General features: G+C 43.2%; 20 protein-coding genes and 1 other annotated feature. Of the genes, 14 read left to right on the forward strand and 6 right to left on the reverse strand.

From position 1 onward, the window contains the following. Positions 1-4 precede the first annotated feature (4 nt). From ytrA to bceB, 10 genes are all read left to right on the forward strand, one after another. Positions 5-397, forward strand: coding sequence for a GntR family transcriptional regulator YtrA (gene ytrA / locus AC4CV5_RS10740; protein ID WP_060399329.1), 393 nt, complete (start codon positions 5-7; stop codon positions 395-397). Then, positions 390-1,268 (forward strand): ABC transporter ATP-binding protein YtrB, encoded by an 879-nt coding sequence (gene ytrB / locus AC4CV5_RS10745; protein ID WP_003223329.1) that lies wholly within the window; start codon positions 390-392, stop codon positions 1,266-1,268. Before ytrA ends, ytrB begins: the two co-directional genes overlap by 8 nt. After that, on the forward strand, positions 1,262-2,248 hold the full coding sequence (gene ytrC / locus AC4CV5_RS10750; RefSeq protein WP_490922739.1) for an ABC transporter permease YtrC: 987 nt from the start codon (positions 1,262-1,264) through the stop codon (positions 2,246-2,248). Before ytrB ends, ytrC begins: the two co-directional genes overlap by 7 nt. Positions 2,249-2,277: 29 nt before the next feature. Next, positions 2,278-3,255 (forward strand): ABC transporter permease YtrD, encoded by a 978-nt coding sequence (gene ytrD / locus AC4CV5_RS10755; protein WP_326221193.1) that lies wholly within the window; start codon positions 2,278-2,280, stop codon positions 3,253-3,255. 14 nt (positions 3,256-3,269) lie between these two features. Then, entirely contained in the window at positions 3,270-3,965 is a 696-nt protein-coding gene (gene ytrE / locus AC4CV5_RS10760; protein ID WP_222143376.1) for an ABC transporter ATP-binding protein YtrE, read from the forward strand. Next, complete coding sequence (gene ytrF, locus AC4CV5_RS10765) at positions 3,955-5,265, forward strand: ABC transporter permease YtrF (RefSeq protein WP_490922740.1); 1,311 nt, start codon at positions 3,955-3,957, stop codon at positions 5,263-5,265. The genes ytrE and ytrF overlap by 11 nt, the downstream gene beginning before the upstream one ends. A 96-nt stretch (positions 5,266-5,361) precedes the next feature. Further along, positions 5,362-6,057 (forward strand): two-component response regulator BceR, encoded by a 696-nt coding sequence (gene bceR, locus AC4CV5_RS10770; RefSeq protein WP_166849423.1) that lies wholly within the window; start codon positions 5,362-5,364, stop codon positions 6,055-6,057. Continuing rightward, the gene (bceS, locus tag AC4CV5_RS10775; protein ID WP_166849426.1) at positions 6,050-7,054 is read left to right on the forward strand and encodes a two-component sensor histidine kinase BceS; all 1,005 of its coding nucleotides are present in this window, start codon (positions 6,050-6,052) and stop codon (positions 7,052-7,054) included. Before bceR ends, bceS begins: the two co-directional genes overlap by 8 nt. Positions 7,055-7,155: 101 nt before the next feature. Beyond that, positions 7,156-7,917: a bacitracin ABC transporter ATP-binding protein BceA gene (gene bceA, locus AC4CV5_RS10780; protein ID WP_166849429.1), complete on the forward strand. Its 762-nt coding sequence runs from the start codon at positions 7,156-7,158 to the stop codon at positions 7,915-7,917. After that, a complete protein-coding gene (gene bceB, locus AC4CV5_RS10785; protein ID WP_166849432.1) occupies positions 7,907-9,847 on the forward strand; it encodes a bacitracin ABC transporter permease BceB in 1,941 nt (646 codons plus the stop codon). Before bceA ends, bceB begins: the two co-directional genes overlap by 11 nt. Positions 9,848-9,883: 36 nt before the next feature. Here the strand turns inward: bceB and AC4CV5_RS10790 are convergent, their stop codons facing one another. Further along, positions 9,884-10,630 carry an LMBR1 domain-containing protein gene (locus AC4CV5_RS10790; protein WP_166849434.1) on the reverse strand — a complete coding sequence of 249 codons (747 nt, stop codon included), beginning with the start codon at positions 10,628-10,630 and terminating at the stop codon, positions 9,884-9,886. A 188-nt stretch (positions 10,631-10,818) separates the two neighbouring features. Here AC4CV5_RS10790 and AC4CV5_RS10795 point away from each other — a divergent pair, with 188 nt between their 5' ends. After that, positions 10,819-12,012, forward strand: coding sequence for an MDR family MFS transporter (locus AC4CV5_RS10795; RefSeq protein WP_166849436.1), 1,194 nt, complete (start codon positions 10,819-10,821; stop codon positions 12,010-12,012). A gap of 31 nt (positions 12,013-12,043) precedes the next feature. Here AC4CV5_RS10795 and ytvA read toward each other — a convergent pair whose 3' ends face one another. Then, entirely contained in the window at positions 12,044-12,829 is a 786-nt protein-coding gene (gene ytvA / locus AC4CV5_RS10800) for a YtvA family blue-light photoreceptor (RefSeq protein ID WP_490922741.1), read from the reverse strand. Between the two features lie 403 nt (positions 12,830-13,232). Here ytvA and AC4CV5_RS10805 point away from each other — a divergent pair, with 403 nt between their 5' ends. The 3 genes from AC4CV5_RS10805 (at position 13,233) to AC4CV5_RS10815 (ending at position 16,837) form a co-directional block, all read left to right on the forward strand. After that, positions 13,233-13,568: a DUF4257 domain-containing protein gene (locus AC4CV5_RS10805; protein ID WP_003223352.1), complete on the forward strand. Its 336-nt coding sequence runs from the start codon at positions 13,233-13,235 to the stop codon at positions 13,566-13,568. Between the two features lie 103 nt (positions 13,569-13,671). Then, positions 13,672-13,886 (forward strand) — a binding site (T-box leader). Positions 13,887-13,995: 109 nt separating this feature from the next. Continuing rightward, positions 13,996-16,410 carry a leucine--tRNA ligase gene (gene leuS, locus AC4CV5_RS10810; RefSeq protein WP_490922742.1) on the forward strand — a complete coding sequence of 805 codons (2,415 nt, stop codon included), beginning with the start codon at positions 13,996-13,998 and terminating at the stop codon, positions 16,408-16,410. A 115-nt stretch (positions 16,411-16,525) separates the two neighbouring features. Further along, a complete protein-coding gene (locus AC4CV5_RS10815; protein ID WP_003237998.1) occupies positions 16,526-16,837 on the forward strand; it encodes a rhodanese-like domain-containing protein in 312 nt (103 codons plus the stop codon). A gap of 22 nt (positions 16,838-16,859) precedes the next feature. On the opposite strand, the gene melA is transcribed toward AC4CV5_RS10815, so the two are convergent. The 4 genes from melA to AC4CV5_RS10835 are packed head-to-tail and all read right to left on the reverse strand — an operon-like array spanning position 16,860 to position 21,189. Then, complete coding sequence (gene melA, locus AC4CV5_RS10820) at positions 16,860-18,158, reverse strand: alpha-galactosidase MelA (protein WP_373923821.1); 1,299 nt, start codon at positions 18,156-18,158, stop codon at positions 16,860-16,862. 19 nt (positions 18,159-18,177) lie between these two features. Continuing rightward, complete coding sequence (locus AC4CV5_RS10825) at positions 18,178-19,008, reverse strand: carbohydrate ABC transporter permease (protein ID WP_166849445.1); 831 nt, start codon at positions 19,006-19,008, stop codon at positions 18,178-18,180. Continuing rightward, the gene (locus AC4CV5_RS10830) at positions 19,005-19,916 is read right to left on the reverse strand and encodes a carbohydrate ABC transporter permease (protein ID WP_490922743.1); all 912 of its coding nucleotides are present in this window, start codon (positions 19,914-19,916) and stop codon (positions 19,005-19,007) included. The genes AC4CV5_RS10825 and AC4CV5_RS10830 overlap by 4 nt, the downstream gene beginning before the upstream one ends. Continuing rightward, positions 19,909-21,189 carry an ABC transporter substrate-binding protein gene (locus tag AC4CV5_RS10835; RefSeq protein WP_490922744.1) on the reverse strand — a complete coding sequence of 427 codons (1,281 nt, stop codon included), beginning with the start codon at positions 21,187-21,189 and terminating at the stop codon, positions 19,909-19,911. The genes AC4CV5_RS10830 and AC4CV5_RS10835 overlap by 8 nt, the downstream gene beginning before the upstream one ends. Positions 21,190-21,210: the final 21 nt, after the last annotated feature.

The following is a 21,210-nucleotide window of genomic DNA, read 5'->3' on the forward strand; positions in this document are numbered from 1 at the left end:
GTAAATGATTCAAATCGATCCAAGAAGCTCAACACCCATTTACGAACAAATTATTCAGCAAATGAAAGAGCTTTGTTTGAAAGGGATCATGAAGCCTGGCGATAAGCTTCCTTCTGTCAGAGAATTGGCGACGATCATTATTGCGAATCCGAACACTGTCAGCAAAGCGTATAAAGAGCTTGAGCGAGAGGGGATTATTGAAACGCTTCGAGGCAGAGGAACCTATATATCGGAGAATGCAAAAACGACACTGGTTGAAGGGAAGATGACGATGATTAAAGAGCAACTCAAACAGCTCATCATCGATGCACACTATGCAGGGGTTGAGCTGGAGAAACTGCAAGAATGGATAAAGGAAATCAGCGCTGATGTGAAGGGAGGCACAGAAAATGATTGAACTACGGCAGCTGTCAAAAACGATTGACGGCAATCAAGTATTAAAAGATGTTTCATTAACAATTGAAAAAGGAGAAATTTTCGGGCTGCTCGGCCGGAACGGATCGGGCAAAACGACGATGCTCCGTTTAATCCAGCAAATCATTTTTGCAGACAGCGGGACGATTTTGTTTGACGGCGTAGAAATCAAAAAGCATCCGAAGGTCAAACAGAATATCATCTACATGCCTGTTCAAAATCCTTTTTATGACAAGTATACATACAAGCAGCTTGTTGACATCCTGAGAAGGATTTATCCGAAGTTTGATGTCACCTACGCGAATGAGCTGATGAACAGATACGAAATTCCGGAAACGAAAAAATACCGCGAGCTGTCGACAGGTTTGAAAAAACAGCTTTCGCTCGTTCTGTCGTTTGCAGCAAGGCCGGCGCTGATCCTCCTTGATGAGCCGACGGATGGAATAGATGCGGTGACAAGGCATGATGTGCTGCAGCTGATGGTCGATGAAGTGGCAGAGCGTGATACGAGCATTCTGATCACCTCTCACCGGCTTGAGGACATAGAGCGGATGTGCAACCGAATCGGTTTTCTCGAAGATAACAGGCTGACGAATGTGATGGATCTTGATGAGCTAAAAGAAGAGTACATCAAAATTCAAATGGCGTTTGATACAGATGTCAATTTGGCCATCAGAGAGCAAAACATTCCGATGCTCGATCAGGCCGGCGTGTTCTATACGGTGCTGATTCCGAAAAGCGACGAAGAGAACAAGAGCTTTTTGAGAGAGCTGAAGCCAAAAGTGTGGAATGAGCTTCCTGTCAACTTGGAAGAAGTGTTCATTGCGAAGTTTGGAGGGAAGCGGAGATGGTAGACCGAGGTCTCCTCTATCGAGAGTGGAAGCAGAATCAAGTGGTGATTTTGCTAAGTATTGCGTTTTTAGTGCTGGCAAATCCGCTTTCTATCGTTAATACGTATTTGTCTTATCAAGGGTGTCTGGCTCATCAAGACCCGCAATATTGTGAATTTATTGTGAATTATCATAGGAGCAATCTAATAGATATCAACTGGATGCCGGGGGTCATTTTGGCGGTCTGCTTCCTCGGAATGGAACGTTCGAAAGGCACGATGGATTTTATATTAAGCCTCCCGTATAACAGAAGCCAAATTTTCCAGACGAAATTTTGGTTAGGCGGTTTTGTGATTGTGCTGTCACAATTGATTGGCTTTTTACTTGCGTGGCTGCTGATTCTTGGCTATAACCCTGAACACGTCTACTTTTTTGAACACAGCAGCGTTGGAGTAATCGTGATTAGTTTTATGGCTTTTTCACTGGTGATGGCCGCCGGAGCGTTAACTGGAAATGCTTTTGCCCAACTGTTAACGGCGTTTTCTGCAGCTATATTGCCGTATTTAATTATTGCATTGCCGGTTGGAAACCTTGAAGTTGTTTTTGGTGTGAATATATGGGAAATGTTCCCTTCCCCTGAGAGTTATTTCTCTCTGGCAAGCAATTTATCGAACCTAGTACCGATTAGTTACGTTGTAAATGAATGGCTGACTAACAGTAAATATCTTTTATTGATTCCAGCCGTAATGAGCATGCTATTTTACTTGATTGGCTTTATAAGCTTCAAAAAGCTTCCAAGTGAACGGAACGGACACTTTTTCTTATGGAACAAATTAGATCGTCCGGTGCAAATTCTGGTTATGGCTTTCGGCATCCTTGGATTTGGTTTATTTGGATACTATACCGGACATTCCATTATTGGTTATATTTTGGGTATGATCATTGGGGCAGTGGCTGGATTCTTTGTGAGCTACTTCTCTATTTATAAGAAAACAAAAGTGTAAGAAATGCCTTAGGTTTGGAGGGAAGTGAGTTGCCGGATTCCGGACTGCTTTACAAAGAGTGGCGGCAGAATAAAGTCGCCTTAGTTATCACCATTTTGGTTTTTATATTGGGTAATCCCTTATCAATTATAAATATGTATCTCATCTATCAAGGCTGTGTCACCTCAAAAGAAAATTGGGTTGGTCCCTGCATATTCAGTGTTGATTATTTAAACGGCACATTTATCTCATTTTTTTGGATTTGGGGAGTCGTTTTAGCGGTCAGCCAGCTTGGGATTGAACGTAGCAAGAGCTTCTTTGATTTTACATTAAGCCTTCCATATACACGAGGGCAGATATTTAATGCGAAGTTCCTTACCGGCGGAATGGTGATTGTGGTGCCGCAGCTCATAGGTTATATTTTGTCTGTTTTGCTGATCATACTTTTGAAGCCAGATCAGGCCGTTTATTTTCACAATTACAGCCTTGGAATGATCATTGTCAGCATGCTGGCTTATTCGCTTGTTATGGCAGGAGGAGCTCTGACAGGCAATATTTTTGCACAGCTTTTGGTCTCATTTACCGTGGCCATTTCGCCATTTTTACTCATCAGCCTGCCTGCGATCAACCTCGAGATTCTTTTTGGCGGATCAATTGATTTTATCCATGGTCCAGTACCAAAATGGGTGCAGTATTTCATTCCGATAATTTATGTAGACTCGAAATGGGCTGAGAATTCACCATATTATTTAGTGATTCCGGCTATCATGACTATCATCTTCTACATCATCGGCTATATTAGTTTTGTCAAACTATCTAATGAAAGAAACGGGTACTTTTTCTTATGGAAGCCGCTTGACCGTCCGGTGCAGATCATCGTTATTATCATAGGAATCATGGGATTTGGCTATTTTGGATTTTCTGCCAGCGAGAGCTTTGCAGGCTATCTCATTGGCATGGCTGCAGGCGCTGTGATTGGTTTCTTCATCAGCTATTTTGCAATTTATAAAAAAACAAAACATTTATAAGGGAGAGAGAAAAGATGATTGATGTTCAGCATATCGACCATTCTTTCACGATCGGAAAAAAGGGCCGTGAGAATGAAGTTCCAGTATTGAAGGGTGTTTCCTTAAGCGTGGCGAAAGGTGAAATTGCCTGTATTGTCGGGCGAAGCGGATCAGGAAAATCAACGCTTCTGAATTTAATTTCCGGCTACATATCTCCGACAAAAGGGCGGATTGTCATTAATGGAACTGATGTTACTGGATTTAATGAAAAGGAATGGGCGCAATTTCGGCTTGACCATTTCGGGTTTATCTTTCAAAGCTTTCAGCTTATCCCGGGGTTAACGACGTATGAGAATGTTGAAATGCCGCTGGCGTTAAAAGGGATCAAGCCCTCTGAGCGGAAGCAAAAGGTGCAGGACATGCTGAAACGCGTCGGTCTGGAAAACCACGCCGCTCATTATCCGAATGAACTGTCAGGCGGCCAGCAGCAGCGTGTCAGTATTGCTCGAGCGTTGATTTTAAATCCTTCGATTATCTTAGCGGATGAGCCGACGGGTAGCCTTGATTCAGAAACGGAACATGAAGTGCTGGAATTGATTCAGCAGCTGAATCGCGAGCGGGGCATTACATTTGTGATCATTACTCACGATGATGAAGTCGCTTCTATCGGACATTCAAAATTTCAGCTTCATGACGGTGTGTTAAAAGGGGGAGTTACCGTTGAGGTTTAAGGATCAGGTTCATTTCATCAGAAGAAATATGAAGAAAAACAGATTGCGTGTCTTTATGACGATTCTTGCGACGACAATGGCGTGTGCGTTTTTGGTTGTACTGTCATCTGTTGGATTCGGCATTCAAAAGACGATTACAGATATCACGATGAGCCAGCAGGTTGTGACGAAAGTCAGTGTAATGGGCAAGGAAGGGGATAAGCCCATTAAAAAAGCTGATTTAGAGAAGTACGATCATGTAAGGTCAGTTGTAGAAAGAACGCAAGTGTATGAACCAAACAAAGCAACTTTAGGCAACCGTACAAATGAAAGCTCTAATTTGATCTTTACCAATATGAATGATGAACTGAAGGCCAATATGGAGTTGGACAAAGGAAGAGTCGCAAAGTCGGAAAATGAAATCGTAGTAGGATACGACTTTGCAAAGAGATTATTGACGAAAAAAGAATCGGAAGAGTATAACAAAAAAATCGAGGAAGCAAAGGGAAATCCGGAAGATATAAAAGAACCAGAAGGCTATACGAAAGATATTCTGAACAAAACGATTGAATTAAGTGTATCGAAAACGGATCCTAAAACAGGGGATGTTGAAAAAACAAAAACATATGACTTTAAAATTGTCGGTATTACAAAAAAGCCATCTCAAGATTGGATGGAGGACTCAAACATTTTCATCAGTGATCAATTCAAGAAGGATTTTTCGGAATTCTTAGATTTCAAAGGCGGAAATGTGGAAAATAACATTGGCGTTTTTGCTGATAAATTTGAGAATGTGGAGCAGCTGACAAATGATTTGACAGATGATGGATACTATGTCACATCAGTTACTACCGAGCTTGAAGGAGTCAACACCTTCTTCATGGTCTTCAAAATCGGCTTGATCTTTGTCGGATGTATCGCTGTTATTATCTCAGCGATCGGCATTTTTAACACGATGACGATGGCGGTTACAGAAAGAACGCAGGAGATCGGCATTATGAAAGCGATTGGGGCAAGTCCGTCCATCATTCGCCGAATGTTTCTGATGGAAAGCGCGTATATCGGGATTTTAGGCTGTGTCATTGGGATTATCATTTCTTACGGCGTGAGCTACCTTGTCAACCTAGCCGTTCCGATGATTCTTGCGGCAACAAGTAGCGGCGATGCGGGCGATTTGAATTACACTTTCTCCTACATCCCAGCCAGCCTTGTGATCATTGCCGTTGTAATTTGTGGAGGGGTTGCGGTGATTTCGGGTATGAACCCGGCAAGAAAAGCAACCAAAACCAACGTGCTGACTGCGTTGAGAAGAGAGCTATAATGCGTACGAGCCGGCTGAGACAGCCGGCTTTCTCTATAGCGTATGAAGGCGTTTTGCTATACACTTGATAAAAAAGGAAAAAGTGCGGTGAGTCGATTGTTTAAACTTTTGCTGATTGAAGATGATGAATCGCTGTTTCATGAAATCAAAGATCGTTTAACGGGATGGTCCTATGATGTATACGGCATTCAGGATTTCAGTCAAGTGCTGCAGGAATTTGCGGCGGTTAAGCCTGATTGCGTCATTATTGATGTGCAGCTGCCTAAATTTGACGGTTTTCATTGGTGCCGGCTGATCCGCTCCCGGTCAAATGTTCCGATTCTCTTTTTATCCTCCCGAGATCATCCTGCTGATATGGTGATGTCCATGCAGCTTGGTGCTGATGACTTTATTCAAAAGCCGTTTCATTTTGATGTGCTGATTGCGAAAATCCAAGCGATATTCCGGCGCATGCATCATTATAATACGGAGCCAAGCACGATCAAAACATGGTGCGGGGCTGCCGTAGACGCAGAGCAGAATCTCGTCAGCAATGACAAAGGATCTGTTGAACTGACTAAAAATGAAATGTTCATTCTGAAACAGCTAATAGAACAAAAAAACAAGATCGTCAGCCGGGAAGAGCTGATCAGAAGCTTGTGGAACGATGAACGTTTTGTGAGTGATAATACGCTGACCGTCAATGTCAATCGCCTAAGGAAAAAACTGGATGATCTGCAGCTTGGCACATATATCGAGACAAAGGTCGGCCAAGGCTATATGGCGAAGGAAGAGGATCATTTCTATGATTAAAGCATTCCTTATCGAAAGGCGAAGCTGGATTGCAGCGTTTTTGTTTCAGCAGGTTTTGATCTTGTTTATTGCTTTTGTTGATCCCTCCATTTCATTTGAAAATGTTCTTTATATGGTGTATTTGTGTGTCCTGTTTTTTATGATATTTCTCCTGGTCCGCTATCGGAAAGAAACGGCGTTTTATAAAAGCCTGAAAACATGGGAGAACAATCTTGACGTGACAGCGATAAATGAACCGGAAACGCCGTTTGAATCGATGGTTGAAAGAAGCATTACAGGGCAAACGGAACACTTGAAGCAAACCGCTGCCCGGCACCGCTTGGCTTTAGAAAATGAAAAAGATGAGCTGATGGCATGGATCCATGAAGTCAAAACCCCATTAACAGCGATGCATTTAATCATTGATAGAATGGAAGACCAAGCTTTGAAACCCCAGCTATCATACGAATGGCTGCGTATTCACCTGCTTCTAGATCAGCAGCTTCATCAAAAACGTATGTCATTTATTGAAAACGATCTGTCTGTAGAATTCATTCAGCTTCAGCCTTTGATCTCCAAGGAAATCAAAGATTTACAATCGTGGTGTATCCAAAAAGGGATCGGCTTTGATATTCAGTTGGAGGCAGAAGAAGTGCTGAGCGATGCAAAATGGCTCGCGTTTATCGTCAGGCAGCTGCTGACAAACGCAGTGAAATACAGCGAAGCCTCTGAAATTGAGATCAAAAGCTTTCAAAAAGGGGAACGGGCGCAGCTCCAGGTGAAAGACTTTGGCAGGGGCATTGATCAAAAAGATGTACCGCGAATTTTTGATAAAGGCTTTACCTCCACAATGGACCATCATGATCAAGCGTCCACTGGCATGGGTCTGTACTTGGCGAAAAAAGCCGCGGCGCCGTTATTGATCCATATTGATGTTGATTCGGAGTTCGGTGCGGGGACCGTTTTTACATTAACCTTTCCAAAACGGAATCAATTTGAACGTGTCATAAGCATGTGACGAAAATGTCACATGCTTTTCTTTTTTGTTCGCTGTTTCGAAGGAAAAGACCGGCATTCCTTTTTATAATGAGATTATCCAATATAAAGGAGATTATAGAAATGATGATCTTACAAGCAAATAAAATTCGAAAAAGCTATGGAAACAAGCATAATAAACAAGAAGTGCTCAAAGGCATTGATATCCATATCCAAAAAGGCGAATTTGTCAGTATTATGGGGGCGTCCGGTTCAGGGAAAACCACACTGCTCAACGTACTGTCTTCGATTGATCAGGTCAGTCACGGAACGATCAACATTAACGGAAACGAAATGACTTCTATGAAGGAAAAGCAGCTGGCTGAATTTAGAAAACAGCATTTAGGCTTTATCTTTCAAGATTACAATTTGTTAGACACATTGACAGTGAAAGAGAATATCCTTCTGCCATTATCGATCACGAAAATATCAAAAAAGGAAGCCAATCGCAAGTTTGAGGAAGTTGCAAAGGAACTGGGAATTTATGAATTGCGGGATAAGTACCCGAATGAAATCTCCGGCGGGCAGAAGCAGAGAACATCGGCTGGGAGAGCATTTATTCATGACCCTAGCATTATTTTCGCTGATGAACCGACCGGCGCGCTCGATTCGAAATCAGCATCTGATCTATTAAACAAGCTGAGCCAGCTCAATCAAAAACGCAACGCCACGATTATTATGGTCACCCATGATCCTGTCGCGGCCAGCTACTGCGGCAGAGTCATTTTTATTAAAGACGGGCAAATGTATACACAGCTGAATAAAGGAGGCCAAGACAGACAGACGTTTTTCCAGGATATCATGAAAACGCAAGGCGTGTTAGGCGGGGTGCAGCATGAACATTAATCAGCTCATCCTGCGAAATTTGAAAAAGAATCTACGGAATTACTATTTGTATGTGTTTGCGTTAATCTTTAGCGTGGCGCTTTATTTCGCCTTTGTCACGCTCCAATATGATCCTGCGATTAACGAAGTGAAGGCTTCAATCAAGGGAGCAGCTGCCATTAAAACCGCTTCGATTTTGCTTGTGGCTGTAGTGACGATCTTCATTTTATATGCCAATACGATTTTTATTAAAAGACGGAGTAAAGAAATCGGGCTGTTTCAATTAATCGGAATGACGAAAGATAAAATCTTTCGCATCTTAAGTGCAGAAAATATCATGCTGTATTTCGGTTCTTTAGTGATTGGGGTAGTGGCTGGGTTTTCGATATCGAAGCTTGTCCTGATGATTCTGTTCAAAATTGTCGATGTCAAAGCTGCTGCGAAACTGCACTTTTCCGAGCAGGCCTTAATCCAAACGATCATTGTGTTCTGTTGCATTTACCTATTAATCATGGTGATGAATTATACGTTTATCAAAAAACAAAGTATTTTATCTTTATTTAAAGTGGCGTCTTCCACTGAAGATAAAGTGAAGAAAATATCATTTTTCCAGATGCTGATCGGCGCTTTAGGCATCGTGCTGATTTTGACAGGGTACTATGTGTCTTCTGAGCTGTTTGGCGGAAAATTTAAGACCATAAATGAACTGTTTGGCGCGATGAGCTTTATCCTGGGGACTGTCATTATCGGGACGTTTCTCTTTTATAAAGGTTCGGTTACGTTTATCTCTAATATCATTCGAAAAAGCAAGGGCGGCTACTTAAATATTTCAGAAGTCCTGTCACTGTCATCGATCATGTTCAGAATGAAATCGAACGCTTTGCTGCTGACAATTATTACAACCGTTTCAGCGCTCGCCATCGGGCTGTTATCGCTCGCTTATATTTCGTATTACTCGGCAGAAAAGACTGCTGAACAAAATGTAGCGGCTGATTTTTCATTCATGAATGAGAAAGATGCCAAACGATTTGAAAGCAGTTTGGTTGATCATAACATCTCGTTTGTAAAAAAAGTAACCCCTGTCCTGCAAGCAAATGTTGACATTGCAAATATCATGGATGGAACCCCGAAAGAGATGCAGGGCGATCCTAGCAAAACGCAGCTTGCTGTTATCAGTGACAAAGATGTAAAAGATGTCGATGTGGCGGCTGGAGATGCCGTTTTCTCAGGATACACCGACTTGCTGCAAAAAATAATGGTTTTCAAAGACTCGGGTGTCATTAAAGTAAAAAGCAAGCATGAGACGCAACCATTACACTATAAAGGATTAAGAGAAGAGTTTCTTGTATCCTACACGTTTACAAGCGGGGGTCTGCCCGCTGTTATTGTGGATGACAGCTTGTTTAAGCGGCTGAACAAAGATAAAGATCCCCGCATTCAACTTGCGCAATCTGAATTTATTGGCATCAATGTGAAACATGAAGACCAGCTTGAAAAAGCAAATGAGCTTTTTCAAAAGGTGAACAAGAAGGATCAGCATTTATCAAGATTGGATACAAGCATTATGCAAAAATCACTGTTTGGTCTCGTTATGTTCATCGTCGGCTTCTTAGGATTAACGTTCCTGATTACATCAGGATGTATCCTTTATTTTAAACAAATGGGTGAAAGTGAAGATGAAAAACCAAATTATACGATTTTGAGAAAACTTGGTTTTACGCAGGGCGACCTGATAAAGGGCATACGCATCAAACAAATGTACAACTTCGGCATTCCGCTGGTTGTAGGCCTCTTCCACAGCTACTTTGCCGTCCAATCTGGCTGGTTTTTATTCGGGTCAGAGGTATGGACGCCGATGATAGTGGTGATGGTGTTATATACTGCGCTCTACTCAATTTTTGGTTTTCTGTCAGTTCTTTATTATAAGAAGGTTATTAAATCGTCGTTGTGAAACAGAAAAAGCTCCAGAGATTCTGGAGCTTTTTGTTTATCGTTTTGGCGCCCGGTAACCGGCGGCTTCAGCTTCTTCAACTGAACAAAACATTTCAGCCGGGTCGGTTGTCCGGTCGTAGTATGTACTGCCCGGCGTATGGTAGATGCCGTTTTTACTTCCTTTAATATTGCAGCCTTCTGCTGTATCAGCGGTTTTGGATTCATCACTTTTATTAGTATTGCTTGAAGTATTTCCAGTGTCTTCATGAGAACTGGCAGTATGGCTTTTTGCCTCTTTTAATTGCTTTTCAAGCTTTGTTTTATCTTGTTGGAGTGTTTCATTTTCAGCCTTTACCGTTTTTGTATCTTCTTTGAGCTGTTTTTGATTTTCTTGAAGCTCTTTAATCTCAGCTTTTAATGATTTCTGAGTCTTTTTTAGTTCGCTATTTTCTTTTTCAATCTGCTTTAGCTTGTCTTGATCTTCTGTGTTATCTTTCAATTTCTGTGCTTCAGAGCTGACAGATTTATATTCTTTCTCAAGTGCTTCATGCTCTTTTGTAAGACTATTATATTCGGCGTTTAGCGCTGAATACTTTTTCTCAGCATTTGCTGCAGCAGCATCAGGTTCTGTCAAGCCTGCTCCGGTGAAGAGCAGCACCAGGCCCCCTATCAAAAGCGGCCAAAAGAGTTTCTTAGAGAAACGTTTTTCTTTTTTTAGCACATATCTGACGAGGTGATACAATCCATAGCCAAGCGAAATGAGACATGCGAGAAAACCTAAGAATGCTAATACCATTTCCATAAAATTACCCCTTTTTCTATTTATTTTACAGTTTTTGAGCAATATTTGTTAGATTTTTTCACGCTCATCAGTTGAAAAATGTGAGATAGACAGATAGAATGAATGTGCTATGATAACTCGATTCGTACGGAGCCGTTTTAGGTTTCGTTTTTTTCATGAGCTTTTTTAGGTAAGAAAGGGGGATGAGTATGCCGCGTGCTCTTAAAATTTTAATCATTGGAATGTTTATTAATGTGACGGGTGCTTCTTTTTTATGGCCGTTGAATACGATTTATATCCATAATCATTTAGGGAAGTCATTAACAGTAGCCGGACTTGTGCTGATGCTGAATTCCGGCGCCAGTGTGGCAGGAAATTTATGCGGCGGTTTTTTGTTTGATAAAATCGGGGGCTTTAAATCGATTATGCTTGGGATTGCGATTACGTTAGCAAGCCTGATGGGCCTTGTCTTTTTTCATGATTGGCCGGCTTATATTGTATTGCTGACGATTGTGGGCTTTGGTTCCGGTGTTGTTTTTCCGGCCAGCTACGCAATGGCTGGATCGGTGTGGCCTGAAGGGGGAAGGAAGGCATTTAATGCGATCTATGTCGCGCAAAACGCGGGTGTGGCCGTCGGCTCAGCACTTGGCGGTGTAGTGGCGTCTTTCTCGTTTTCATACGTATTTTTGGCGAATGCTGCATTGTATCTGGTCTTTTTCTTTATCGTATATTTCGGATTTCGAAATGTTCAGACGAAGGATGCGTCTCAAACATCGGTGCTTGATTATGATGCTGTAAATAGCAAAGCAAAATTTGCCGCGCTCATCATATTAAGCAGCGGCTATGTACTCGGGTGGCTTGCTTATTCTCAGTGGTCTACCACAATTGCTTCGTACACACAAAGCATTGGAATATCTCTTTCCTTATACAGCGTGCTGTGGACGGTTAACGGAATTCTAATTGTGCTTGGCCAGCCGCTTGTCAGCTTTGTGGTGAAAAAATGGGCGGAGTCGCTGAAAGCGCAAATGGTCATCGGATTTATCATTTTCATTGTATCCTTCAGTATGCTGCTGACGGCAAAGCACTTCCCGATGTTTATGGCTGCCATGGTGATCCTGACCATCGGAGAAATGCTTGTCTGGCCTGCGGTGCCGACGATTGCCAACCAGCTTGCCCCTAAAGGGAAAGAGGGTTTTTATCAAGGCTTTGTCAACAGCGCGGCAACAGGCGGGAGAATGATTGGTCCGTTGTTCGGCGGTTTGCTTGTTGATCATTTCGGCATTCAGGCTCTTGTTTTATCTCTTTTGGTTTTGCTGTTGATCAGTATTGCCACTACGCTTTTATATGACAAACGGATAAAACCGGCAAAAGGAACAAATAAGCAAGCATCTATCTCTTCATAATAAAAGATCCCGCCGGATGAGCGGGATCTTTTTACATGATCGGAAGGACGTTAACGGCATCCTTTACATTTGAATATGTTTTCAGCGATGAAAAATTAGCATCCAGTCTATTCATTTTCATGGCCAGTTCGGGCTTAATGCCGGTAATAATTAATTCGGTTCCAGTCAATTTCAGCAAATGGCTCAGCTTGAAAATCTGGTCGGCGGTTTGTTCATTCACTTGTGCCAATCCTGATAAATCAATGATCAAATAATCATCTTTGGATGTTGATAAGATATTCGTCAATGTGCAGACGATGGAATTAAATCGTTCCTCTGTCAGGTTGCCGATCAGCGGAAGAGCCGAAATGCCGTTGCGAATCGGGACAATAGGCGTTGAAAGTGCAGTAATTTCTGTGAGGGAATCCTCGAGAAGCTTTTCATACTCTTTTTGCTGGGTGATGTTATTTTGAATTCCGACAAAATAGGTCTTGTCTTCGATCTCCAGCGGATCAATACTCAATTCATTCCAGAACATCGTTCCGTCTTTTTTGTAGTTTTGGATCTGAACGGTAACCGGTTCTTTATTTTGCAAAGCGATTCTGATATTGTCTACTTCAGCGGGGTCTGTGTGTTTTCCCTGTAAGAAGCGGCAGTTCTTTCCTAAAATCTCTCCGGCTTCATAGCCGGTCATTTGAACAAAGCCTTGATTTACGTAGACAATAGGATTATCTTCAAGTGCAGGATCTGTAATTACCACACCAACCCGCGCGTGATCAAGCGCTTTTTTGATAACTTCCAGCTGTCCTTGTATTCCAAATGATTGAAAACTAGCCATATAAATCCCCCTTAGGCTGTCAGCTAACTGTGCGAGAGCCTGGTATTCCCCTTTTTTTAATGAATTCTACAGTAACCGTAGCACAACACATGTTCTGATTCAAGCAAGCGCAGTTTGTTGTTTGTCATTAGGGCTTGTCCTCGTATACACTAAAAATAAGAACAGAGATTGAACATATGAACGGAAGAATATTATATAAGCTTAATAAGTGACTAGGTCAATGTCACTGGGTGAAAAATGAATCCAATGCATCAAGCTTACCGATCATGTGTTCACATATAATGGAAGAAACAAGCTTTTTTCAGATTTGCCAGTATGTAGATATCGAAAATCATCGGAATCGTTTAAGGGGGCTGGATGGCCTGAAGTCGCTTTACGAAATAAGGGCTTTAGGAAGGTGATGATGAAGATGCTGCATCAGGTACTTATTGCTTGTGTAATTGGAGGAATCATGGGGATTCTCGGTCATGTGAAAAAGAGAGGCAGGCTGGAGAAGCCCAGAATGACGAAGCGGTTTATCTATCTTGGATTTTTGGAAGATTGGTTTATTGGAATGACAGCTTCCATTTTACTTGTATTATCCGCTGACCCCGATTCAGGAATTCAACTTGTCATCTTATCCATTATCTCAGGCTACGGCGGTGAAGCTGTTCTCAGAAGTTTTGACTTTGTGAGAGAAATGAACAGCGGCGGCGAACCGGCCGAGTCCAAACGTCAAACCAAAACTCCACCCGAATAATTGTCCTCAATCTTCGCCCGTTCAGGGTACATTCCCATTGTATACAAACCTGCTTGCACTTATGAACAGAATTCTATAAAATACAGTTAAGATTACGGTTGCGAAAAGAACAATGAAGAGGAGCAGTAAGAAACAGATATTGTTGCAGAGAGTTGACGGCTGGTGAAAGTCAATCAAGTTTGTTTCCGAACTCACCTCAGAGTTGCAGCGGTGAAAAGCCGCTGACGCATAACTGCGTTAAAAGTATCAAGTGAGTGCGGCGTATGCCGCACTAACGAGGGTGGTACCGCGGGAAAACGAAAGTCTCTCGTCCCTTTTAGGGATGAGGGAGTTTTTTTTAGTTTGGGAATATTCTGAATATAATCCTCTCCTTCCCGTCAATACTTGAACCATAAACGCCGTATTCAATCAGAAGGAGGTTTTTACTTTGAGTTTTCAGCACAAAGAGATAGAAAAGAAATGGCAAACATATTGGCTTGAAAACAAAACATTTGCCACTCTTGATAATAATGAAAAACAAAAATTTTACGCGCTGGACATGTTCCCTTATCCGTCAGGAGCGGGATTGCACGTCGGCCATCCTGAAGGGTATACAGCTACGGATATCCTGTCCCGCATGAAGCGCATGCAGGGCTATGATGTCCTTCATCCAATGGGCTGGGATGCATTCGGCCTTCCGGCTGAACAATACGCACTCGACACAGGAAACGATCCCGCTGTGTTTACGAAGCAGAATATCGATAATTTCCGCCGCCAGATTCAGTCGCTTGGCTTCTCATATGATTGGGATCGTGAAATTAATACAACTGACCCTGAATACTATAAATGGACGCAATGGATTTTCTTAAAGCTTTACGAAAAAGGCCTTGCTTACGTTGATGAAGTGCCTGTAAACTGGTGCCCTGCGCTCGGTACGGTTCTTGCCAACGAAGAAGTTATTGACGGCAAGAGCGAACGCGGCGGCCATCCGGTCGAGAGACGCCCGATGAAGCAGTGGATGCTGAAAATTACAGCATATGCGGACAGGCTTCTTGAAGACTTGGAAGAGCTTGACTGGCCGGAGAGCATTAAAGATATGCAGCGCAACTGGATCGGCCGTTCTGAAGGCGCTCACGTTCATTTTGCTATAGATGGACATGATGAATCCTTTACGGTGTTTACGACAAGACCAGATACGCTGTTTGGCGCTACATACACTGTACTTGCTCCAGAACATGCATTGGTGGAACACATCACAACGGCTGAGCAAAAAGATGCTGTTGAAGCATATATCAAAGAAATTCAATCAAAGAGTGACCTTGAGCGTACAGATCTTGCGAAAACAAAGACAGGCGTTTTCACAGGCGCCTATGCGATCAATCCTGTAAACGGAGAAAAATTGCCGATCTGGATTGCGGATTATGTTCTTGCATCATACGGAACAGGTGCTGTTATGGCTGTTCCTGGGCACGATGAGCGTGATTTTGAATTCGCCAAAACATTCGGCCTTCCGGTGAAGGAAGTCGTGAAAGGCGGAAATGTTGAGGAAGCAGCGTACACTGGTGACGGCGAGCACGTGAACTCTGATTTTCTGAACGGCCTTAACAAGCAGGAAGCGATTGAGAAAGTGATCGCTTGGCTGGAAGAAACGAAAAACGGCGAGAAGAAAGTGACGTACCGTCTGCGCGACTGGCTCTTCAGCCGCCAGCGTTATTGGGGCGAGCCGATTCCGGTCATTCATTGGGAAGACGGAACATCAACGGCTGTGCCGGAAGAGGAACTGCCGCTGATTTTGCCGAAAACGGATGAAATCAAACCGAGCGGAACAGGCGAATCACCGCTTGCGAACATTAAAGATTGGATGGAAGTCACAGATCCTGAGACTGGTAAAAAAGGAAGAAGAGAAACGAATACAATGCCGCAATGGGCGGGAAGCTGCTGGTATTTCTTGCGCTATATTGATCCGCGCAATCCGGATCAGCTGGCATCACCAGAAAAATTGGAAAAATGGCTTCCGGTTGATATGTATATCGGAGGTGCAGAACATGCCGTGCTTCACCTTCTGTATGCCCGCTTCTGGCATAAGTTCCTTTATGATATCGGCGTAGTGCCAACGAAAGAACCGTTCCAAAAGCTGTACAACCAAGGTATGATTCTCGGCGAAAACAACGAAAAAATGAGTAAATCTAAAGGGAACGTTGTCAACCCTGACGAGATCGTTTCCTCTCACGGCGCTGATACGCTGAGATTGTACGAAATGTTCATGGGACCGCTTGATGCTTCTATCGCCTGGTCTGAATCAGGATTAGACGGCGCGCGCCGCTTCCTTGACCGCGTATGGCGCCTGTTTGTTGAAGACAACGGTGAGCTTAATGGCAAAATCGTTGAAGGGGCCGGTGAAACATTGGAGCGCGTGTATCATGAAACGGTCATGAAAGTCACAGACCATTATGAAGGCCTTCGTTTCAACACTGGTATTTCCCAGCTGATGGTCTTTATTAATGAAGCTTATAAAGCAACAGAGCTGCCGAAAGAATATATGGAAGGCTTCGTGAAGCTTCTTTCTCCTGTCGCGCCTCACTTAGCGGAAGAGCTTTGGGAGAAGCTTGGCCATTCCGGCACGATTGCATACGAAGCTTGGCCTGTATATGATGAGACGAAACTTGTCGATGATGAAGTTGAAATCGTTGTTCAGCTGAACGGAAAAGTAAAAGCAAAATTACAGGTTCCTGCCGATGCGACGAAAGAACAGCTGGAACAGCTTGCTCAAGCAGATGAAAAGATCAAAGAGCAGCTTGAAGGCAAAACGATTCGAAAAATCATCGCGGTGCCTGGCAAGCTTGTCAATATTGTGGCAAACTAAGCCTAGAAAAAATCCCCTTTGCCAAAAGGGGATTTTTTTCATCAGTCTCTAAATAGCAATCGTCCAGCTGACTTTGATATACTGAACATAATCATTGTGAATAGGAGTGTTTTCTTTGGAGATAAAAGAAATCAGCACAGCCGCTTTGAAAGAAAAAATTGAGGCGGACGAAGAACTATATTTAATTGATGTAAGAGAAGATGAAGAGGTGGCGGAAGGCATGATCCCGCAAGCCGTTCATATTCGGATGGGGGATATTCCTGAAAAAATGGACACCCTTGACAAAGACAAAGAGTACGTGTTTATCTGCCGCTCAGGAATGCGCAGCATGAATGTCTGCAGGTACTTGGATGAGCAGGGCTTTAAAACAGTTAATGTTGAAGGCGGCATGATGGCCTGGGAAGGCGAAACAAAACCAAAAAACTAGGGAGAACGATCCCCTAGTTTTTTTATTTATATTTCGGGAGCCAATCGCCGTGTGCTGCAAATAAATCATCACACATGGAGATGATGTCAGTCATGGAAAGCTCCGCACTTGTATGCGGATCAAGCATTGCCGCTTGATAAACTGCTTCTTTTTTCAATGTAACAGCGGCTTCAATTGTCATCAGCTGTGTATTAATATTCGTCCGGTTTAAGGCTGCAAGCTGCTCAGGCAGTTCTCCGGCGAAGCACGGGGTGATTTTTTTTCTGTCGGCGACGCATGTCACTTCTACAACCGCTTTTGAAGGAAGATTGGTGATCAGTCCAGTATTCAAGACGTTTCCCCCGAAGGTAAACGGCTCGTTCGTTTCCATTGCTTCTATAATTCTTGACCCATATTCTTTTGAGCGTTCGTGTGTAAGGTTTTTATTATTGACAATATCATCCCGCATTTTCTCCCAATTTTGAATCTGTTTGACGCACCTTCTAGGATATTCGTCGAGCGGGATTTGCAGCTCGCTGATCAGCTCGGGATAGTTCCGTTTAATAAAGTATGGATGGTATTCTGCGTTGTGTTCGGACGATTCCGTGACATAATAGCCGAACTTATCCATTAATTCAAACCGCACCATATCATGATGTTTTGTTTTTTGTTTTTCTTTCGCTCTCCTTTTAATTTCTGGATATAGATCTACGCCGTCTTTTTTGACTTCCAAAAGCCAAGCCATATGATTGATGCCCGCGATGCGCTCCTCGATTCCGCCATGCTCCATTCGGAGAGATTTGAATAAATCCTTCGTACACACTTGAACACTGTGGCAGAGCCCAATTGTTTTAATATTCGTATAGCGGAGCATGGCGCCTGTAAGAGAGGCCATTGGATTTGTATAGTTTAAAAACCACGCATCCGGGCACATTTCCTCCATATCTTTTGCAATATCAAATAAGACCGGGATTGTTCTGAGTGACCTGAAGATTCCGCCGATGCCGACTGTGTCGGCGATCGTCTGGCGCAGCCCGTACCTTTTAGGAATCTCGAAATCTATGACTGTGCTCGGTTTATATCCTCCAACCTGAATCGCATTGATGACATAGCTTGCGTTCTGCAAGGCGAGTTTTCTGTCATCATAGCTGTTGATGGCCACACTCGGGTTATAGCGGTCTCTCAAATTTTCGAGCATGAGCTGGGATTCCTGCAAGCGTTTAGGATCAATGTCGTAAAGGGCGAATTCAAATCCATTCAGCGCTTCTGTTAACAAGCAGTCTCCCAAAACATTTTTGGCGAAAATGGTGCTCCCTGCACCGATAAATGTAATTTTTTTCATATTGCTTCCTCCTTTAACGTTATCCCTTTACCGCTCCGGATGAAAGGCCGGCAATAAAGTATTTTTGCAGCGCCAAAAACAGAATAACCATCGGCAGCATCGCCATAAGGGCAGCTGCGGCAACTAAATGCAGATTGTTGGCGTTTTCTCCGAAAAAACCTGCCATGGCTACTGTTAATGTCTGAACCTTTTGATCTTGTAAAAAGAAAATCGCAAATTGATAGTCGTTCCATATGAAGACACAGGAAATAATACAGATGGTCGCGGTGATCGGCTTCAGCAGAGGAAACACGATCGTAAAAAAGATTTTCAGCATGCCTGCACCGTCAATTCTTGCGGCTTCTTCAAGCTCTTTTGGAATGGTCGAACGGATGAAGCCAGAATACAAGAATACGGTTAACGGCATATAAGCCGCTGTATTGATCAAAATGGCGATGGCATGTGTATTGACCATTCCGGCGTCCACGACCATTCGGTACAAAGGCACCATCGACGTTAACGGAGGGATGATCATAATAGAAATCAGCAAGGCAAAAACGGCTTTATTCAGTTTCGTTTCCCGCCTGGCAAGGGGGTAGGCGGCAAGTGAGCCGAATATAATCAATAATAAGGCAGAAAAACCTGTGATTAGGATGGTGTTTATAAATGAGTTTCCTAATGAAGCGCGCTCCCACGCTTCTAAAAAATTGTGAAAGGAGATGTCGGCTGGAAACAGCCATTTTGAACTGTAGTCTCCTTTTGCTTTTAATGAAGTGGTCACCAAGATGTAAAAAGGAATAAAATGCGCACAGGCTACAATGGCGGCAAAAAGCGTAACGATCCGCAGGTTTTTAGAACGGGCGGCTTTCATGACATTTCCATCTCCTTTCTTTTAAAGTACGCAAGCGCGCAAAAGCTGATGATCAAAATGACAAATGCCATAAATATGCCTTGTGTTGCGGCATAGCCGGCATCCTGCCGTTTGAAATACAAATCATACATAAACGTGGACATGGATTGAGACGCATTTCCGGGGCCGCCTGCGGTGAGGGCGATAATGACATCAAACAGCTTTAAGCCTCCGATAATGTTGATGACCATATTAATCGTGATCGAGGGCATTAACAGCGGCAGTGTAATGCTGAAAAACTGCTGGCCTTGTTTCGCGCCATCCATTTGTGCAGCTTCATAGTAGTCTTTCGGAATGCTTTGCAGGCCAGCTAAGTAGACAACCATAGCGATCCCGACATATTGATAGGTGTTAATCATGACAATAATCCATGGATTGAGCGTTGGGCTGGCGAGCGCATTGATCGGACTGATGCCGAAAACACCGAGCAAATCGTTGAGCGCGCCTCCGTCATAGGAGAAGAAAAAGTACCAGATGTAGCCCATAATGAGCGGGCTGATCATCACCGGCAAATACACAATTGTTCTTGTTATCGCTTTCATTTTGATGCTTTGATTCAATAGAAGGGCGTACAGGAGTCCGATCACATTTTGGAAAAAGGTGCTGCCGAGTCCGTAAAGCAGCGTGTTTTTTAAGATGTGCCAAGTGTCAGGATCAGAAAACAGCCTTTCATATTGCGCGAATCCCACCCATTGGTAGATTTGTGAAAAGCCGTTCCAGTTTGTAAAGGTGATCAATGCGCCTTTCACAAACGGATAAATCATAAAGATCAGAACGGAGAGCAAAGCAGGAATGTACATCCACCAAAGTGAGGACTGCTTTTTTGGCTTAACCTGTTTCACATGAACGTCCCTTGCGATCTCACTCATTGTTTTCAGCTCCCTGTGTTTCCGATTGCTCCCGGAGTCGTTTATATTCTCTCCCCAGCTTCTTCGAAATTTCTTGAGGCGTCAATATGTCAGCCGCAAGCTCCTGCCCGGCCGTGCCCAGAACATCCCACATTCCGTTTGGCAAGTATAAACGGTCGAAGTAAGGTTCGACTTTGACATCTCGATAGTGATCATAGTCATTTGCGTAGAAAATATCAGCTTTCACATTGGTCAGCCCTGATGGAAGCGATGTGGCTTCAGCCATTTGTTTGGCATTGGCAGGGCGGGCCATAAATGAGATGAATTCTTTTGCTTCCTTTACGTGAGGGGAGTCTTTCCATGCTGCAAGTGTGTAGCGTTCACCGCCGATCCATATCGGATCATCACCGGCATGTATGGCAGGTGTCGGGATAATGCCGACCTTGACCTTCGAATTGATCTGGGCAACGTCTTGGCCGAGTGTGCCGCCTTGCATCGTAAAGGCGATTTTGTTTTGGGCCATTAATTCAATGAGTTGTGATTTTTTTGCGGTTACGGCGTCAATATTGAGCAGTTTTTCTTTCTGCATTTGTTTAAGGGTGTCTGATAAATAAGTGAATTTGCTCCAGTGAAAAGTGCCGTTGGTGAGCTGTTTTTTTTCATTATGGGCAGGATCTGTGATGAGAAGAGGTGTAGCGAATTGGTCGTAATATTGGGCAAATGAGCTTTTGTCATATCCGGCAAACCAGAAGGGAACAATGCCTCCCTTGCTCTTTTCTTTAATCATTCTCAGCGCTTTCATAAAGTCATCCATGGTTTCCGGAGGATCAATGCCGTATTGGTCTAAAATATTGCGGTTATATGCCAGACCGTCTTTTGCCTGATTGATCGGATAGGCATACACCTTTCCGCTTTTATTTTTGAGGATGCTGTTTAAATTTGGATCGAGATCTTGGGTCCAATCCATATCCCTGAGATCTGCTGTATATTCTCCATACCTGATTTTTCCCCAGCCATGTGTATCGAAAAGGTCAGGCAAATCATTGGCTGCCATTCTGACACGCATCATATTTTCATAGTCATTGCCTGGGAAATGAAGGCTGACACGAATGTCTCTGTGTTCCTTTTCGAACGCTGCCGCCAGTTTTCTGAACGTATCTCTTTCACTGTCCGTTGACATTGTAGAATAAATGGTTAACGTCTTTTTTGCGATATCAGCTGAGCTTTTCTCTGCTGAGCAGCCGGGCAGAATAAGCAGAATAAGAGAGAGAAATAAAACAAAAGTGTGTTTCATCTTTTCCTCCTTATTATCGTG

The organism is Bacillus sp. NS1, assembly GCF_058248265.1.

What these genes read in the sequence shown, in the direction of transcription:
- ytrA (WP_060399329.1), top strand. Translation starts at nt 5, where the DNA reads ATGATTCAAATCGATCCAAGAAGCTCAACACCCATTTACGAACAAATT.
- ytrB (WP_003223329.1), top strand. Translation starts at nt 390, where the DNA reads ATGATTGAACTACGGCAGCTGTCAAAAACGATTGACGGCAATCAAGTA.
- ytrC (WP_490922739.1), top strand. Translation starts at nt 1,262, where the DNA reads ATGGTAGACCGAGGTCTCCTCTATCGAGAGTGGAAGCAGAATCAAGTG.
- ytrE (WP_222143376.1), top strand. Translation starts at nt 3,270, where the DNA reads ATGATTGATGTTCAGCATATCGACCATTCTTTCACGATCGGAAAAAAG.
- bceS (WP_166849426.1), top strand. Translation starts at nt 6,050, where the DNA reads ATGATTAAAGCATTCCTTATCGAAAGGCGAAGCTGGATTGCAGCGTTT.
- bceA (WP_166849429.1), top strand. Translation starts at nt 7,156, where the DNA reads ATGATGATCTTACAAGCAAATAAAATTCGAAAAAGCTATGGAAACAAG.
- bceB (WP_166849432.1), top strand. Translation starts at nt 7,907, where the DNA reads ATGAACATTAATCAGCTCATCCTGCGAAATTTGAAAAAGAATCTACGG.
- AC4CV5_RS10790 (WP_166849434.1), bottom strand. Translation starts at nt 10,630, where the DNA reads ATGGAAATGGTATTAGCATTCTTAGGTTTTCTCGCATGTCTCATTTCG.
- AC4CV5_RS10795 (WP_166849436.1), top strand. Translation starts at nt 10,819, where the DNA reads ATGCCGCGTGCTCTTAAAATTTTAATCATTGGAATGTTTATTAATGTG.
- ytvA (WP_490922741.1), bottom strand. Translation starts at nt 12,829, where the DNA reads ATGGCTAGTTTTCAATCATTTGGAATACAAGGACAGCTGGAAGTTATC.
- AC4CV5_RS10805 (WP_003223352.1), top strand. Translation starts at nt 13,233, where the DNA reads ATGAAGATGCTGCATCAGGTACTTATTGCTTGTGTAATTGGAGGAATC.
- melA (WP_373923821.1), bottom strand. Translation starts at nt 18,158, where the DNA reads ATGAAAAAAATTACATTTATCGGTGCAGGGAGCACCATTTTCGCCAAA.
- AC4CV5_RS10825 (WP_166849445.1), bottom strand. Translation starts at nt 19,008, where the DNA reads ATGAAAGCCGCCCGTTCTAAAAACCTGCGGATCGTTACGCTTTTTGCC.
- AC4CV5_RS10830 (WP_490922743.1), bottom strand. Translation starts at nt 19,916, where the DNA reads ATGAGTGAGATCGCAAGGGACGTTCATGTGAAACAGGTTAAGCCAAAA.
- AC4CV5_RS10835 (WP_490922744.1), bottom strand. Translation starts at nt 21,189, where the DNA reads ATGAAACACACTTTTGTTTTATTTCTCTCTCTTATTCTGCTTATTCTG.